This is a genomic window from Rhodopseudomonas sp. P1, from assembly GCF_039642825.1.
Taxonomy (GTDB): Bacteria; Pseudomonadota; Alphaproteobacteria; order Rhizobiales; family Xanthobacteraceae; genus Rhodopseudomonas; species Rhodopseudomonas palustris_H.
Genome location: NZ_CP088006.1, coordinates 1,217,587 through 1,231,486 on the forward strand (window position 1 = coordinate 1,217,587; position 13,900 = coordinate 1,231,486).

At 65.7% G+C, this 13,900-nt stretch carries 18 protein-coding genes; 9 read left to right on the forward strand and 9 right to left on the reverse strand.

Features of this window, described 5'->3' with window-relative positions; all coding sequences use genetic code 11:
- Positions 1-2: 2 nt before the first annotated feature.
- Entirely contained in the window at positions 3-620 is a 618-nt protein-coding gene (locus LRC39_RS05670; protein ID WP_107343234.1) for a YfbR-like 5'-deoxynucleotidase, read from the reverse strand.
- Between the two features lie 182 nt (positions 621-802).
- Here LRC39_RS05670 and LRC39_RS05675 point away from each other — a divergent pair, with 182 nt between their 5' ends.
- Positions 803-964 carry a hypothetical protein gene (locus tag LRC39_RS05675; RefSeq protein ID WP_164638985.1) on the forward strand — a complete coding sequence of 54 codons (162 nt, stop codon included), beginning with the start codon at positions 803-805 and terminating at the stop codon, positions 962-964.
- Between the two features lie 6 nt (positions 965-970).
- Here the strand turns inward: LRC39_RS05675 and LRC39_RS05680 are convergent, their stop codons facing one another.
- Both LRC39_RS05680 and LRC39_RS05685 read right to left on the reverse strand, forming a co-directional pair.
- The gene (locus LRC39_RS05680) at positions 971-1,627 is read right to left on the reverse strand and encodes a DNA-3-methyladenine glycosylase I (protein WP_346296612.1); all 657 of its coding nucleotides are present in this window, start codon (positions 1,625-1,627) and stop codon (positions 971-973) included.
- Positions 1,624-2,505 carry a YgfZ/GcvT domain-containing protein gene (locus LRC39_RS05685; RefSeq protein WP_346296613.1) on the reverse strand — a complete coding sequence of 294 codons (882 nt, stop codon included), beginning with the start codon at positions 2,503-2,505 and terminating at the stop codon, positions 1,624-1,626. The genes LRC39_RS05680 and LRC39_RS05685 overlap by 4 nt, the downstream gene beginning before the upstream one ends.
- Before the next feature lie 147 nt (positions 2,506-2,652).
- Here LRC39_RS05685 and LRC39_RS05690 point away from each other — a divergent pair, with 147 nt between their 5' ends.
- Together LRC39_RS05690 and LRC39_RS05695 are read left to right on the forward strand one after the other, a co-directional pair.
- Positions 2,653-3,987, forward strand: coding sequence for a dihydroorotase (locus tag LRC39_RS05690; RefSeq protein WP_346296614.1), 1,335 nt, complete (start codon positions 2,653-2,655; stop codon positions 3,985-3,987).
- Between the two features lie 489 nt (positions 3,988-4,476).
- Entirely contained in the window at positions 4,477-4,632 is a 156-nt protein-coding gene (locus LRC39_RS05695) for a hypothetical protein (protein ID WP_011156634.1), read from the forward strand.
- 20 nt (positions 4,633-4,652) lie between these two features.
- Here the strand turns inward: LRC39_RS05695 and LRC39_RS05700 are convergent, their stop codons facing one another.
- The 4 genes from LRC39_RS05700 to LRC39_RS05715 all read right to left on the reverse strand — a co-directional run bounded on the left by LRC39_RS05700 (position 4,653) and on the right by LRC39_RS05715 (position 6,424).
- Positions 4,653-4,916, reverse strand: coding sequence for a hypothetical protein (locus LRC39_RS05700; RefSeq protein ID WP_011156635.1), 264 nt, complete (start codon positions 4,914-4,916; stop codon positions 4,653-4,655).
- A 130-nt stretch (positions 4,917-5,046) separates the two neighbouring features.
- On the reverse strand, positions 5,047-5,424 hold the full coding sequence (locus LRC39_RS05705; protein WP_346296615.1) for a TIGR02301 family protein: 378 nt from the start codon (positions 5,422-5,424) through the stop codon (positions 5,047-5,049).
- 62 nt (positions 5,425-5,486) lie between these two features.
- The gene (locus LRC39_RS05710) at positions 5,487-5,930 is read right to left on the reverse strand and encodes an NUDIX hydrolase (RefSeq protein ID WP_346296616.1); all 444 of its coding nucleotides are present in this window, start codon (positions 5,928-5,930) and stop codon (positions 5,487-5,489) included.
- Positions 5,927-6,424, reverse strand: coding sequence for a hypothetical protein (locus LRC39_RS05715; RefSeq protein ID WP_107357405.1), 498 nt, complete (start codon positions 6,422-6,424; stop codon positions 5,927-5,929). Before LRC39_RS05715 ends, LRC39_RS05710 begins: the two co-directional genes overlap by 4 nt.
- A gap of 61 nt (positions 6,425-6,485) precedes the next feature.
- Here LRC39_RS05715 and LRC39_RS05720 point away from each other — a divergent pair, with 61 nt between their 5' ends.
- Genes LRC39_RS05720 through LRC39_RS24575 form a run of 3 tightly spaced genes read left to right on the forward strand, consistent with a single transcriptional unit; the run spans position 6,486 to position 7,808 of the window.
- Positions 6,486-7,259 (forward strand): SOS response-associated peptidase, encoded by a 774-nt coding sequence (locus LRC39_RS05720; RefSeq protein WP_346296617.1) that lies wholly within the window; start codon positions 6,486-6,488, stop codon positions 7,257-7,259.
- Positions 7,260-7,284: 25 nt separating this feature from the next.
- The gene (locus LRC39_RS05725) at positions 7,285-7,515 is read left to right on the forward strand and encodes a hypothetical protein (RefSeq protein WP_264054475.1); all 231 of its coding nucleotides are present in this window, start codon (positions 7,285-7,287) and stop codon (positions 7,513-7,515) included.
- Complete coding sequence (locus LRC39_RS24575; RefSeq protein ID WP_414534005.1) at positions 7,512-7,808, forward strand: type II toxin-antitoxin system RelE/ParE family toxin; 297 nt, start codon at positions 7,512-7,514, stop codon at positions 7,806-7,808. Before LRC39_RS05725 ends, LRC39_RS24575 begins: the two co-directional genes overlap by 4 nt.
- A gap of 2 nt (positions 7,809-7,810) precedes the next feature.
- Here LRC39_RS24575 and LRC39_RS05730 read toward each other — a convergent pair whose 3' ends face one another.
- On the reverse strand, positions 7,811-9,238 hold the full coding sequence (locus LRC39_RS05730; RefSeq protein ID WP_346296618.1) for an FAD-binding oxidoreductase: 1,428 nt from the start codon (positions 9,236-9,238) through the stop codon (positions 7,811-7,813).
- A 119-nt stretch (positions 9,239-9,357) separates the two neighbouring features.
- Positions 9,358-10,344, reverse strand: coding sequence for an L-threonylcarbamoyladenylate synthase (locus LRC39_RS05735; protein ID WP_430624937.1), 987 nt, complete (start codon positions 10,342-10,344; stop codon positions 9,358-9,360).
- 245 nt (positions 10,345-10,589) lie between these two features.
- On the opposite strand from LRC39_RS05735, the gene LRC39_RS05740 reads away from it, so the two are divergent.
- The 3 genes from LRC39_RS05740 to LRC39_RS05750 all read left to right on the forward strand — a co-directional run bounded on the left by LRC39_RS05740 (position 10,590) and on the right by LRC39_RS05750 (position 13,799).
- Entirely contained in the window at positions 10,590-11,492 is a 903-nt protein-coding gene (locus LRC39_RS05740) for an AraC family transcriptional regulator (protein ID WP_346296620.1), read from the forward strand.
- A 125-nt stretch (positions 11,493-11,617) separates the two neighbouring features.
- Positions 11,618-12,904, forward strand: coding sequence for an MFS transporter (locus LRC39_RS05745; protein ID WP_346296621.1), 1,287 nt, complete (start codon positions 11,618-11,620; stop codon positions 12,902-12,904).
- A complete protein-coding gene (locus LRC39_RS05750) occupies positions 12,897-13,799 on the forward strand; it encodes an amidohydrolase family protein (protein ID WP_346296622.1) in 903 nt (300 codons plus the stop codon). Before LRC39_RS05745 ends, LRC39_RS05750 begins: the two co-directional genes overlap by 8 nt.
- Positions 13,800-13,900: the final 101 nt, after the last annotated feature.

Here is a 13,900-nt window from a genome sequence, read left to right on the forward strand (position 1 = left end):
CCTTAGGCCTTCAGGCTCTCGAACCGGGCCAGCAGGCGTTTTTCGGCCTTTCCGGCCGGCCAGGGCGTCAAATAGTCCTCGACCATCGCCTCCGGGAGGCCCGGATCGTTGCCGAACAGCCGCTTGGCCTCGGCCTTGGTGAACCCGGCCAGGTGAATCGCTTCGAGGTAGGCGGAGCCGCGGTCGGCGGCCTTGATCTGGCGTTCGATCGCCTCATCCAGCACCGCCGGCAGGCCGAACCGGATGTGGATCGCGCCGAGCAGGCGCTTTTCGACCCGCTTGTAGGATTCGCCGATCACCGCCTTGAACGGCGAGATCATGTCGCCGATCACGTATTCCGGGGCGTCGTGCAGCAGCGCGGCGAGCCTCAGCTTGGCGTCGATCCGTGGATTCTTTTCCCGCATCACCGCCTCGACCAGCAGTGTGTGCTGCGCCACCGAAAAGATGTGGGCGCCGCTGGTCTGGCCGTTCCACCGCGCCACCCGGGCAAGCCCGTGCGCGATGTCGGCGAATTCAACATCGAGCGGCGACGGGTCGAGCAGATCGAGCCTGCGGCCGGACAGCATCCGCTGCCAGACACGGCTGGAGGCTTGCGACGATTTCTTCGGCGAAGACGGCATGACGATTCGAAACGAGACAACTTGAGCGGACGCGCCGCAGCGGCGGCGATGTGACCGCCATATAGGCAGCCTTGCCCGAACTAAGCCACCGTGTCGGCCCAGTTCTGCACGATCTTGAGAGTACGACCGGTGTCCTTGTGCTGGTGGGCGTATTGCACCAAGGGGGATACACGATGGGGAGATTGGATCGCCGCGATGGGGAGCGGTTGCAGTGCCATGATGCGGACGAACGAACCGCACCAACGATCGCGCCGCGTGATCTGGAGAAGGAAAACGAGACGCTTAAGGAACTCGTCGTCAGCCTCTCCGAACTGGTGATGAAGCGGGTCGCCGGACAGCGCTGAGAGACTTCAGCGCTGACGTAACGGAGCCCTCTTCACCGGCGCCGCAGAACGCCGCGCCGGTTTCTTCATCTGTCCGCAGGTGGCGTGGCAGTGGCAGTCGACCAGATGGTCGTTGACCATCCCGACCGCCTGCATGAATGCGTACACGATCGTCGGGCCGACGAACTTGAAGCCGCGTCCCGCCAGATCCTTGGAAATTTTCACCGACAATGGGGTCGAGGCCGGGACGTTTCCGATGGTCTTGAAGCTGTTGACCTTCGGCGCACCGCCGACGAAGTCCCACAGCAGCTTCGAGAAGCCCGGCCCTTCTTCCTGAATCTTCAGCCACGCTTTGGCGCTGCCGATCGTGCCTTCGATCTTGGCGCGATTGCGGACGATACCGACATCGTTCATCAGCGCCGCGACCTTGTCGGCGTCGTAGCGTGCGATCTTGGCCGGATCGAAATCGTCGAAGGCGCGGCGGAAGTTATCGCGCTTGCGCAGGATCGTGATCCACGACAGTCCAGCCTGGAAGCCGTCGAGGATCAGCTTCTCGTACAGCGCGCGGTCGTCGTATTCCGGCACGCCCCACTCGGTGTCGTGATACGCAACATAGAGCGGATCGTCGCCCGGCCACGGGCAGCGGACGAGGCCGTCAGCTCCGACGCGTGCGGAGCGGGTCATGTGCCGGTCTTCCGCTGCGCCGGTGTCAGCTCGTCGGGATCGGCGATCTGCAAGGTGATGCCGCCGGCACTCAGCGGCAGCGATGCTTCGCGCGCTTCGGCGACGCGGTCGATCCGCAGCAGCGCCAAGCCGCGGCCGGTTGCTGACGATCCCATGGTGCCGACGCTCTTTTCGCCGGCGGTGATCTCGCTGCCCGGTTGCGGCGCCGGGCCATCGAAGGTGACGCGCACGATCCGGGTGCGCGCGGTGCCGCGGTGGTGCATTCGCGACACCACTTCCTGTCCGATGTAGCAGCCCTTGTTGAAATCGACGCCGGACAGACGATCCATGTTGGCTTCGTGCGGAAACGCGTCGGCATAGCCGAAGTCGAGGCCGCCGGCCGGGACGCCGCAGGCGATGCGATGCCCCTCGTACTCGTCCGCCGCCACCATCGTGGCGCCCAGCGCTTCGGCAGTCGCGGTGGCCAGGATCTCCGGCACCAGGATGCGCCAGCCGAGCTGATTGCCGCGCGGATCGCGGAATCCCATCTCCGGCGGCTGCGGCGGTTCGCCGCCCCAGAGCGCCAGCACGCCGAGCCGGTCCGACAGGTTCTCGATCAGCGCCTTGGCGCGCAGCTTGTAGAATTTCAGCTTCGTCGCCAGCGCTTCGGTCAGCGGTTTCGGACAATCCAGCAGGAAGCCGCCGTCGTCTTCGGCCGGCAGTTCGGTGATCAGGAAATCCGTGACGATCTTGCCCTGCGGCGTCAGCAGGGCGCCAAAACGCCCGGCGCCGGGTTCGAGCCTGTTCAGATCGGTGGTGACCAGGCCGTTCAGCAGATGCCGCGCGTCGGGGCCGCTGATCTTGAGAACGCCACGGTCGGCGAGGAAGGCTGCCTTCATTGATCTCTCTCGTGAGGCCGGCCGGAAACATCCTTGCGTTAACGGTCCGGCCGACTAAGACATCCCAAGTTAGGCGGCCGGGCGCTGGTCAACAAGGCTTTGCAAGACTCGCGCCGCGTCGCGCCAAAACGGGCACCCGAGGACGTCATGACCGGCACATTCGACACCATTCTGAAGGGCGGCACCATCGTCAACCAGGACGGCGAGGGCGTCGGTGACATCGGCATCAAGGACGGCCGCATCGCCGCGCTGGGCTCGCTCGGCGCAGAAAAAGCCGGTGAGACGATCGATTGCCGCGGCCTCCACGTGCTGCCGGGGGTGATCGACACCCAGGTGCATTTCCGTGAGCCCGGCCTGACCCACAAGGAAGATCTCGAAACCGGCTCGCGCAGTGCCGTGATGGGCGGCGTGACCGCGGTGTTCGAAATGCCGAACACCAATCCGCTGACGATCACCGAAGAGACCTTCACCGACAAAGTGAAGCGCGCCGAGCACCGGATGCATTGCGACTTCGCGTTCTTCATCGGCGGCACCCGCGACAATGTCGAGGAACTGCCCAAGCTTGAGCGCGCCCGTGGCTGCTGCGGCGTCAAGGTGTTCATCGGCTCGTCGACCGGCAGCCTGCTGGTCGAGGACGATCCGAGCCTCAAGCGCATCCTGTCGGTGATCCAGCGCCGTGCCGCCTTTCACGCCGAGGACGAGTATCGGCTCAACGACCGTAAGGGCGAGCGGATCGAGGGCGATCCGCGCTCGCATCCGGTGTGGCGCGACGATGTCGCCGCCCTGCAGGCGACGCAGCGGCTGGTGGCGATCGCGCGCGAGACCGGCAAGCGCATCCACGTGCTGCACGTCTCGACCCGGCAGGAGATGGAGTTTCTGCGCGAGCACAAGGACGTCGCGTCGGTCGAGGTGACGCCGCATCACCTGACGCTGGTGGCGCCGGAGTGCTACGAGCGCCTTGGCACCAAAGCGCAGATGAACCCGCCGGTGCGCGATGCCTGGCACCGCGACGGCATCTGGCACGGGCTGGCGCAGGGCGTGGTCGACGTGCTCGGCTCCGATCACGCGCCGCACACGCTGGAAGAAAAGGCCAAGACCTATCCGGCCTCGCCGTCGGGCATGACCGGCGTGCAAACGCTGGTGCCGACCATGCTGGATCACGTCAATGCCGGCCGGCTGTCGCTGGCGCGCTTCGTCGATCTCACCAGCGCCGGCCCGGCGCGGCTGTTCAACATCGCCTGCAAGGGCCGCATCGCCGCCGGCTATGACGCCGACTTCACCGTGGTCGATCTCAAGCGCAGCGAGACGATCACCAACGACTGGGTTGCGTCGCGTGCCGGCTGGACGCCCTATGACGGCGTCCGCGTCACCGGCTGGCCGGTCGGCACCTTCGTGCGCGGCGCCAAGGTGATGTGGCAGGGCGAACTGACCACGCCGTCGCGTGGCGAGCCGGTACGTTTTCTCGAGACATTGAAGCCATAAGCGGCGCTGCGCCCAGCTTCTATGGCTGCCGCGTCACGCGCGGCCGCTCCGCCTTGGCGTTGAGGTCAAACGAGCCGCTTACGAAGTCCTGGTAAGCGGCACGCAGGTTCCAGGTCACTGCGTAGTAACAGCCTCCAGATACCTTGCCGTGGACCAGGACGACCTGTGACGGGGCGGATTGATCCCGCGGTTGATGGCGCGAACCATCAGCCGTTCTCTTTGATTCCCGCCGCAGCCGCCGAGATGATCAGCGGTCATTCCGGTTAGCACCGCGTCGTTTTGTCCGTGCCTCCGTGGAACTCCGGTGGGGTATTTTGCGTATCCACTGCGCGATCATCATCCGCGATGATCGAGGCCAGAACGATTCGGCCCGCGCGAGGTCGCGGCAGGACCGGTGGTTAACAGGAAAGCAACGCAACAGGCGCAGCATTTCGCGTCGCACGATCGCCGGGATCGTCGATTGACCGATACGCCGAAAGGGGATTCCAGATGGAAGCTCAAAAGACCGCGGTCGAAGCGATCGTCGCATTGACCGGCTATGATCGGGCCGTCGTGGCCGAATTCATCCGGCGGTTTTATCTCGCCGGCGTCCGCGATCCGAAGCGGCTGACATTCAAGGGACTGCAGGCGTTCGCCCGCACCTGATTGTCGCCGACTGATTCGCGTTACTGCTTCGCCAAGCCGACCGAGAATTCGCCATTGAGCACGCGGCCGGGCAGGCCTTCGACGAATTTGGCCACCGCATCCTCGCCATAGGTGGCAACGAGCTCGGCAAAAGCAGTGAACAGGCTGGCTTGCGCCAGGCAATCGCCGTCGACCCCGTCGTGCAGGGCTTCGGCCCATGCCTCGCTGAGATAGGTGAGCGCAGTTTGCTTCTGCTCTCGGTCGGATTGCACTTCGCGATCGATGGGGAAGGTCGTCAGGCTCATGAACTTCAGCAGTCTCGGCGCGCTCCACCGCGAAGCGCGATGGGGTAGTGTTAGCACGCGGCTGCCGAACGCCTAGGCAGTTCTTTAGGAAAGGTTAACGGCCTGGGATAAACCCGCAGCCATAGAGCGGTCAGTTCGCGTATCGAGCGGTCAGGTCGCGCGAGAGCTTCGAACCTTCCTCCAGATACCGCCGAATCGCCACGCTCGCGGCCGGCGTGCAGGTTCGGTAGGTCTGCTGGAACCCGTTGTACCCCCGATTGAAAGCGGCGATCAGCCGGGTTCGGCGCTCGCCCGAAGGGGTCTCGGCGTCGATCAGCGCCTGCATCTCGGTGCGCCATTTGGCGCCGTCGGTGCCGCCGCAGATCCCCCGAAGATAATGCAGCGTCCCGAGAATCTCGGCCAGCCGTTGCAATTCGGCGTCGAACGGCGCCGCGCCGTCCTCGGCGCGTGCCGGGGCGAGCCCGCAGCAGGCGAGGATCATCAGCACGGCAAGGGAACGCTTCAGCATGGCCGGCCTGATAGGCCGTTTCGTCGGCCGCAGCAAGAAGTTGCCGGTTCCCGAACGAGCCATCAGGTTCCGATCAGTTCACGGGCACCTTCGACCAGCTCGGCCAGCCCCTCGGTGGTCGAGAAGCCGGCCAGTTCGTCGGGGCGGATCCAGCGGGCGTCGTCGAGTTCGCCGTTGAGCTGCGGCTCACCGCCTGCCCAGCGCGCGGCGAACACCATGATGACGTAATGCCCTGCCGCACTGGCGGCGGACGGCAGCACCTCGCGCCGGCCGGCAACACCGACGATCTGGATCGACAGTGCAGTTTCTTCGGCGACTTCCCGCGCGACCGCCTGCTCCAGCGTCTCGCCGAATTCGACCCGGCCGCCAGGTAGTGAATACAGGCCTTTGCCCGGCATCCTGGCCCGGCGCACCAGCAGAAGGCGGCCCTCCCGGAAAATCGCGGCGCTGACGGCCAATTGCGGATGGCGCGGCTGCGCCGGTGAGGCTTCGGTCACGGCGGTCAATGCGCCATGATGAAGTCGACGTCGGCTTCGCAGCCCTGTCCGTTGATGATGCCGCCGGCGCGGCCGATCAACGGCTTGATCCAGCCGACCGCGCTCTCGGCGAGCTTGGCCCGGGTGGCGTCCTGCGAGGCCTGGCGCATCGCTTCGCCGACCGCGGTGAGGATCGCCGTCATATTGTTGGTGATGTCGTCGAAATCCGATCTAATCCCTGGATCGGCCGTGTCATAGGCTTCGATTGCGAGATCGCGGGCCTTGAAGTTCGAGGCCTTGAAGTGTTCCGCGTAGGAGAGGGGATGCCAGGACAGGAAATCTTCCGAGCACTCCGGCATGTCCGGAATCATTTCGAGCAGCATCACGGCTTCGTTGAAATGATTCAGGTAGTCGGTGGCCAGCCCGGTCTTCGGATTGATATTGGCGGCAGCAAGCTGAGCGGCGCGCGCCTCGTCGTAACGGGAGGGCGCACTTTGCGCAGCTGTGGATTCACTCGACGCCATCGGCGGCATTTTTGTTTACCGAAGTTAACAAGCACTGAACACGCCACCGGGTCCTGACAGCATGTGCGGACGCTTCGTGATCACCTCGGCTCCCGCCGCTATCCGACAGCTCTTTGGCTACGCCGATCAGCCTAATTTTCCGTCACGCTACAACATCGCCCCGACCCAGCCGATTCCCGTGGTGATCGTCGACGAAGGCGCCCGGCGGTTCAGGCTGATGCGCTGGGGGCTGATCCCGTCCTGGGTGAAGGATCCGCGGACGTTTTCGCTGCTGATCAACGCCCGCGCCGAGACCGTCCAGGACAAGCCGGCCTTCCGCAACGCGTTCAGGCGCCGGCGCTGCCTGGTACCGGCCGATGGCTACTACGAGTGGAAGGCCGGCGGCTCGCGCAAGCAGCCGTACTTCATCCATCCGGCCGGCGGTGGCCCGATCGGATTTGCGGCGCTGTGGGAGACATGGACCGGCCCGAACGGCGAGGAGCTCGATACGGTGGCGATCATCACCACCGCGGCGCGCGGCGGCCTCGCCGGTCTGCACGACCGCGTGCCGGTCACGATCGCGCCGCATCAATTCGTGCGCTGGCTGGAGACCGATGAAACAGATGCCGGGGAGGTGATGGCCCTGTTACGCCCGCCGGGCGAGGGCGAGTTCGTCTGGCACCCGGTGTCGACCGCGGTCAACCGCACCGCCAACGACAATCCGCAACTGATCCTGCCGATTACCGCGGAGGAGGTCGAGGCTCCGCCGCCAGCCGTGACGAAGCCGTCGCCACCGAAGCGCGCGGTGCGGCCCAAGATCTCGGCGGATGACAGCGGGCAGGGCTCGTTGTTCTAAGCATCCAACATGCTAGGATAGGCGCATGACAGACGAGCAGGTCAAAGAGATTTTGAATCGCGTGCTCACTTGGCCCCGCGAACGCCGCGAGGACGCGGCGCAGTTACTGCTCGCATTGGAAGCGCGCGAGGGCGAGTTCTATCAGCCTGACGACGACGAGTGGGCCGCGATTGAAGAAGGATTGGCGCAAGCGCGCCGCGGCGAATTCGCTTCTGCCGACGAAATCGCGGCGCTGCTGACGCCGCCCCGCCCTTGACCGTCCGGTTCACCCGGCGAGCAACCGACGACCTTCGTGAAATCCTCGGCTATTTGGACGTGCGCAGTCCTGTCGCTGCCGATCGGGTCCGACAGGCCATCTTGGAGACGGTCCGATTGATTTCGGACCGTCCTTATATAGGACTCCGCAACGCCAGAGCGCCCGCGCTGCGAAGCTGCCTCGTCGGCCGCTATCCCTACCGCGTTCACTATTCAATCGAGAACGCGGAGGTTTGGATCATTCACATCCGGCATTCGGCGCGCCGGCCATTTGACCCGAATCGTTCCGACTGAAGCTACACGACCTTGCCGGGATTCATGATGCCGTGCGGGTCGAGCAGGGCCTTGATCGATCGCATCAGTTCGATCGCGGTCTTGTCCTTCACCTCGGGGAGTTCGTCGCGCTTCATCACGCCGATGCCGTGCTCGGCCGAGATCGAGCCGCCGAGCTGCAGCACGACGTCGAACACCACCTTGTTGACGTCGTGCCAGCGCGCCAGGAATTCCGCCTTGTCGGCTCCGACCGGTTGGCTGACGTTGTAGTGAATATTGCCGTCGCCAAGATGACCGAACGGCACCGGGCGCGCACCCGGGATGAGGGTGACCACGGCGGCGTTGGCTTGTTCGATAAACTGCGGCACCGCGGCGACTGGCACCGAGATGTCGTGCTTGATCGAGCCGCCTTCCGGCTTCTGCGCCGGTGAGATCTCCTCGCGCAGCTTCCAGAACGCCTGCTGCTGCTGCACCGAGCTGGCGATCGCCGCGTCCACCACGATGCCGTCTTCAAAACCGCGTTCGAGGATCGACTCCAGCGCGGCGCGGGCGTCGTCGCGCGGCGACGACAATTCGATCAGCACGTACCACGGATAGCGCGCCTCGAGCGGATCGCGGTTGTTGGCGTGGCGCACCGAGAAATCGAGCGGAGTCTCTGCAATCAGCTCGAAGCTGGTCAGGTTGCCGGCCGCCTCTCCTTGCGCGATGCCGAGCAGCTTCAGCGCGTCGTCAGGCGATTGCAGCCCGACGAACGCGGTCTCGACCGCGCGCGGCTTCGGGAACAGCTTCAGCGTCGCCGCAGTGATGATGCCGAGCGTGCCTTCGGCACCGATGAACAGATCGCGCAGATCGTAGCCGGTGTTGTCCTTCTTCAGCTTGGACAGCAGGTTCAGCACTCGGCCGTCGGCGAGCACGACCTCGACGCCGAGCGCCATGTCGCGCGCGAGGCCATAGGCCAGCGCTGCGGTGCCGCCGGCATTGGTCGAGAGATTGCCGCCGATGGTGCAGCTTCCCTGGGCGCCGAGCGACAGCGGAAACAGCCGGTCGACCTCCGCGGCCTTCTCCTGCGCGCGCTGCAGGATCACGCCGGCTTCGACCGTCATGGTGTTCGACGAGGTATCGACCTCGCGGATCTTGTCCATCCGCTTCAGCGAAATCACCACCTCGCCATTGTGTGGGGTCTGTCCGCCGACAAGCCCGGTGTTGCCGCCCTGCGGCACCAGCGCGACGCGCGCTTCGTTCGCCAGCTTGCAGATCGCCACGACTTCCTCGGTCGACCCCGGGCGCAGCACCAGCGGCGAGTGGCCGCGATACAGATTGCGCTCCTCGGTGATGTAGGCTTCGAGCTCGAGAGGATCGGTCAGCGCGTGCTTGTCGCCGACGATCGCGGTGAATCGCGCGATCAGTTCAGGCGAAAGGGGAGCGGGCGAGAGCGGGCTGACGATATTCATGGTGTTTCCTCTTCCCTGTCGTTGCGAGGAGCGAAGCGAGCCGATGCGAAGGGCGTCTTAGACGCTTTTGAATCGGTTCGTTTCGCTTGCGACGACGTCGCGATGGATTTGTTTGTTGGTCATGGGCGCGGCGCCGCTGCACGGCGCAGGCGATCGTTGATCGCTTCACCGAGCCCGTGGTGCGGGATCGGCATCACCGCGATGCCGCGTGCGCCGTGATCATCGAGCGCGCGCAGAGCGCCGAACAGATGTGCGGCAGCTTCTGTGAGATCGCCGCCGGGCGACAGGTTGTGCACGGCGACGGCCGTCTCAGCACCCGGCAGCACATCAGGGCCGAATGCGAGCAGAGCTTCGCCCGACTTCACCTCGGTCGCATTCAGCCGCACCGTTGCGCGCGGCGCGTAGTGCGAGGCCAGCATGCCCGGCGCGAGCGGCGCGTGATCATTGGCGTTGTTAGTTGGCGCTGGTGCGCCGAGCTTGTGACCGAGCACGCGTTCGATCGCTTCGCGCGGCAGGCCGCCGGGGCGGAGCAAGACTGGTGCGCCGAGGCAACTGACGATCGTCGATTCGACGCCGACCATCACCGGCCCACCGTCGACGATCACGTCGATCCGGCCGTCGAGATCGGAAGCGACATGCGCCGCTGTGGTCGGCGACACGTGACCGGACCTGTTGGCGGACGGCGCCACCACGGGGCCGCCGAAGGCGCGCAGCAGGGCTTGCGCCACCGGATGCGACGGCACGCGGAGGGCGACGCTGTCGAGGCCGGCGGTGGCGAGATCACACACGCAGCAAGTCAGCGCCTTCGGCAGTACCAGCGTCAGCGGTCCTGGCCAGAACGCTTCGGCGAGGCGCAGCGCGGCGGCATCGAACCGCGCGATCGTGCGCGCGGCTTCGAGGTTGGCGACGTGAGCGATCAATGGATTGAATGACGGCCGACCCTTCGCCGCATAGAGTCGCGCCACCGCTTCAGCATTGGCCGCATCGGCACCGAGTCCGTACACCGTCTCGGTGGGGAACGCGACCAGCCCGCCGCCGCGCAGCACACGCGCAGCTTCGTCCGCATCGGTCGCGGCCAGCGTCTTGGTGATCAGGTCGAGCATCATTTCGGGTTTCATATCGCAAATCGCGCGGTTGCGAAGTAGCAAAGTCGACGCGCTGCGATGCACCGCGCGAGGAAGTTATGCGACTGCGCTTTGTGGCTGACGGCCTCGCGCAAACCGCGAATCCGGCCGTTCCGCACGCGAAAAACCCCGCCAAACTCGCAGGTTAGGCGGCGTTTGGGGCCCGGGGCTTGCAAGCCCCTGCAATATAGAGTGAGGATAGTTCGTTCAAACAGGCGCCCCTTCTGATGCAGCTCAATCCCCTCCTTCATGCCGAACGCGTCACCGGCCGAAGGCAATCGGCCTTGATCGATCTGTGGTCGACCACGGGATTTGCCGCGGCCGTCAGCGAGGTGACGGGGCCGCATATCTACGAATTCGGCGAACTGCCGGTGCCGACCGTGGCGATCACGCTGTACGACGTGCGCCGCCACGTTCTGATGGAAAACGGCAAGGTGCGCCGCGACGCGCCGGTGCGGTCCGGGCGGTTTCGCATCGGCCAACCGGGCCGGCGCGTGGTGGTGGATGCGATCCCGGACACCCAATGGGGCAAGCTGCTGCTGCTGTATCTCGGCGAACCGCTGCTGAAAGAAGTCGCGGCGTCGCTGGGCTCCGCCGGTCCGATCAGCTTGCGCGACACCGCGTGGGACGTCGACGATCCGCTGCTCGAGGTGTCGGCCAAGCGCCTGGTCGAGGCAAGCGAAAGCGGCGACCGGCCGAACGCGCTGCTGGCCGAGCAACTGGCCTATACGCTCGCGCTGCATCTGACGGACCGCTATTCGGCGCCACGCGCCGCGACAGCGGACCAATCTGCACCACTGGAAGCACCGGTGCGCGACCGTATTGCCGAGTTCGTCCGTGCCGATCTCGGCGCGCCGATCACGTTGGCGGCGATGGCCGAGGTCGCGGGCATGAGCCCGTCCTGCTTCATTCGCAGCTTCAAGCGTTCTACCGGCATGACGCCGCATCGCTTCGTGGTGGAACAGCGCGTCGCTGCCGCCCGGCGGCTGCTCGAGACGTCGGATCTGCCGATCGTCGAGATCGCGCTCGGCGTCGGCTTCTCGTCGCAGTCGCATTTCGGCGTCGCGTTCCGCCAGGTCACCGGTGAAAGCCCCGCTCGGTATCGCCGGGCGCAGCGCGGGCGCGAGTAATTTTTCGACAGAAAGCCGCGGACACCGCGGGACGCTGACAATTTTCCGGCAGACGCGTTGTCGCGATTGGGAAATCTGTCGGCCGTGAGCGATCGCCCGGTGAAGGCGAGCGAGGGAGGATACGTATGACGACATCTTCGAGCACGGTCGCGCCGATCACGGACACCAGCCTGACCGGCTTCTACAAAGACATGACCGTTACCGAGAAGCGCACGTTCTGGGCCTGTGCCACAGGCTGGGCGCTCGACGGCATGGACTTCATGATCTACCCGCTGGTGATCGGCACGATCATCGCGCTGTGGAAGGTCGACGCCGGTTCGGCCGGCCTCGCCGGCACCGTGACGCTGCTGGCCTCCGCAGTCGGTGGCTGGGCCGCCGGTTATCTGGCGGACCGGATCGGCCGCGTGCGCACGCTGCAACTCACCATCATCTGGTTCTCGCTGTTCTCGCTGCTGTGCGCGTTCGCGCAGAACTTCGAACAGCTGCTGATCCTGCGCGCGCTGCTCGGCTTCGGCTTCGGCGGCGAATGGGCGGCCGGCGCCGTGCTGATCGGCGAGACGATTCGTCCGCAGTATCGTGGTCGTGCGGTCGGCTCGGTGCAGTCGGGCTGGGCGGTCGGCTGGGGCATGGCGGTGCTGGCGCAGGCTGCGCTGTTCTCGCTGCTGCCGGCCGACCAGGCGTGGCGCTGGATGTTCGCGATCGGCGCGCTGCCGGCGCTGCTGGTGCTGTATCTGCGCGCCTATGTGAAGGAGCCGCAGGTCGCCGTTGAAGCCCGCGCCAAAGTCACCGCGGCGGGCGGCAGCCGCTCAATCCTGGCGATCTTCCAGGGCCGGATCCTGAAGACCACCATCCTGGCGTCGCTGGTCGCGACCGGCTGCCAGGGCGGTTACTACGCGATCACCTTCTGGGTGCCGCGCTTCCTCACCACCGAGCGCAAGCTCTCGATCGTCGGCTCGACCGGCTATCTGGCGACGCTGATCGTCGGCTCGTTCGTCGGCTATCTGGTCGGCGCATGGTTTGCCGATCGGTTCGGCCGCCGCAGCCTGTTCCTGGCGTTCTCACTCGGTGCGATGGTGGTGGTGCTCGCCTATACCCAGCTCCCACTGTCGAACGAGATGCTATGGGTGCTCGGCTTCCCGCTCGGCTTCTTCGCCTCGGGTTACTTCTCGGGCATGGGCGCGTTCCTGACCGAGCTGTTCCCGACCAGCCTGCGCGGCTCGGGGCAGGGCTTCTGCTACAATTTCGGCCGCGGCGTCGGCGCGCTGTTCCCGTTCCTGGTCGGCTATCTGTCGCAGGTTACCACGCTCGCCAATGCGATCTGCCTGTTCGCGGTGTTCGCTTATGTGCTGTTCTTCGCCGCCGCCTACGCGCTGCCGGAGACCCGCGGCACGGTGCTGAGCGCCGATGAGTAAGGCTGATACGTCAAAGGATCCGGCTCCGGCGTGTCCGGGGCCGGATCCGGCGCCGCGACGGCCGACGCGTTACGTCGTCCCGCCCGGCGCGGTCGATACTCACGCCCACGTCATCGGGCTGCCGCCGACTTATCCGTTCGTCGGCGCCCGCAGTTACACCCCGCCCGCCGCAACGCCGGAATCGTATCTGGCGATGCTCGATGCCACCGGCATGACCTACGGCGTGGTCGTGCAGGTCAGCGTGCACGGCACCGACAATCGGCTGATGCTGGAGACGCTGCAGGCACACCGCGATCGGCTGAAGGGCATTGCGGTGATCCCGCTCGGGCTACCGGACAAGGAACTGGCGGCGCTGAAGGATGCCGGCGTCGTCGGCCTCCGCCTGAACATCCTGTATGGCGGCGGCATCGGGTTCGAGCGCGTCGGCGAATATGCGGCGATGGCCAAGGAGCTCGGCTGGCATCTGCAGTTCCTGATCGATGCCAAGGATCTCGTGCCGCTGGCGCCGCAACTCGGCGATCTGCCGGTGCCGTTCATCGTCGATCACTGGGGGCATTTCCCGGTGTCGCGGGGGATCGACGATCCCGGCTTCCAGACGCTGGTGTCGCTGGTCCGCGACGGCGCCTGGGTGAAGCTGTCGGGCGCTTATCGGAACACGGTCGCGGGATTTCCCTATCTCGACACCATTCCGTTTGCCCGCCTGCTGCACGAGACGGCGCCCGATCGTTGCGTCTGGGGCAGCGACTGGCCGCACGTCGCGACCTGGACGCACATGATGAATGTTGGCGAGCTGCTCGATCTGCTCGCCGACTGGGTGCCGGATGCGGCCGCGCGCGACCGCGTCTTCACCGACAACGCCTACCGTCTCTACGGCTTCACGCCCGTTCAGGGCTGAGCTTTCATGCGCGCGACCGCCGCCCTGACCGGAGGGCGGCGGTTGGATAAAAATCCTGCTCAATATCGATTGGAACGCTTGCGAAGCCGAAAGGTGGACGC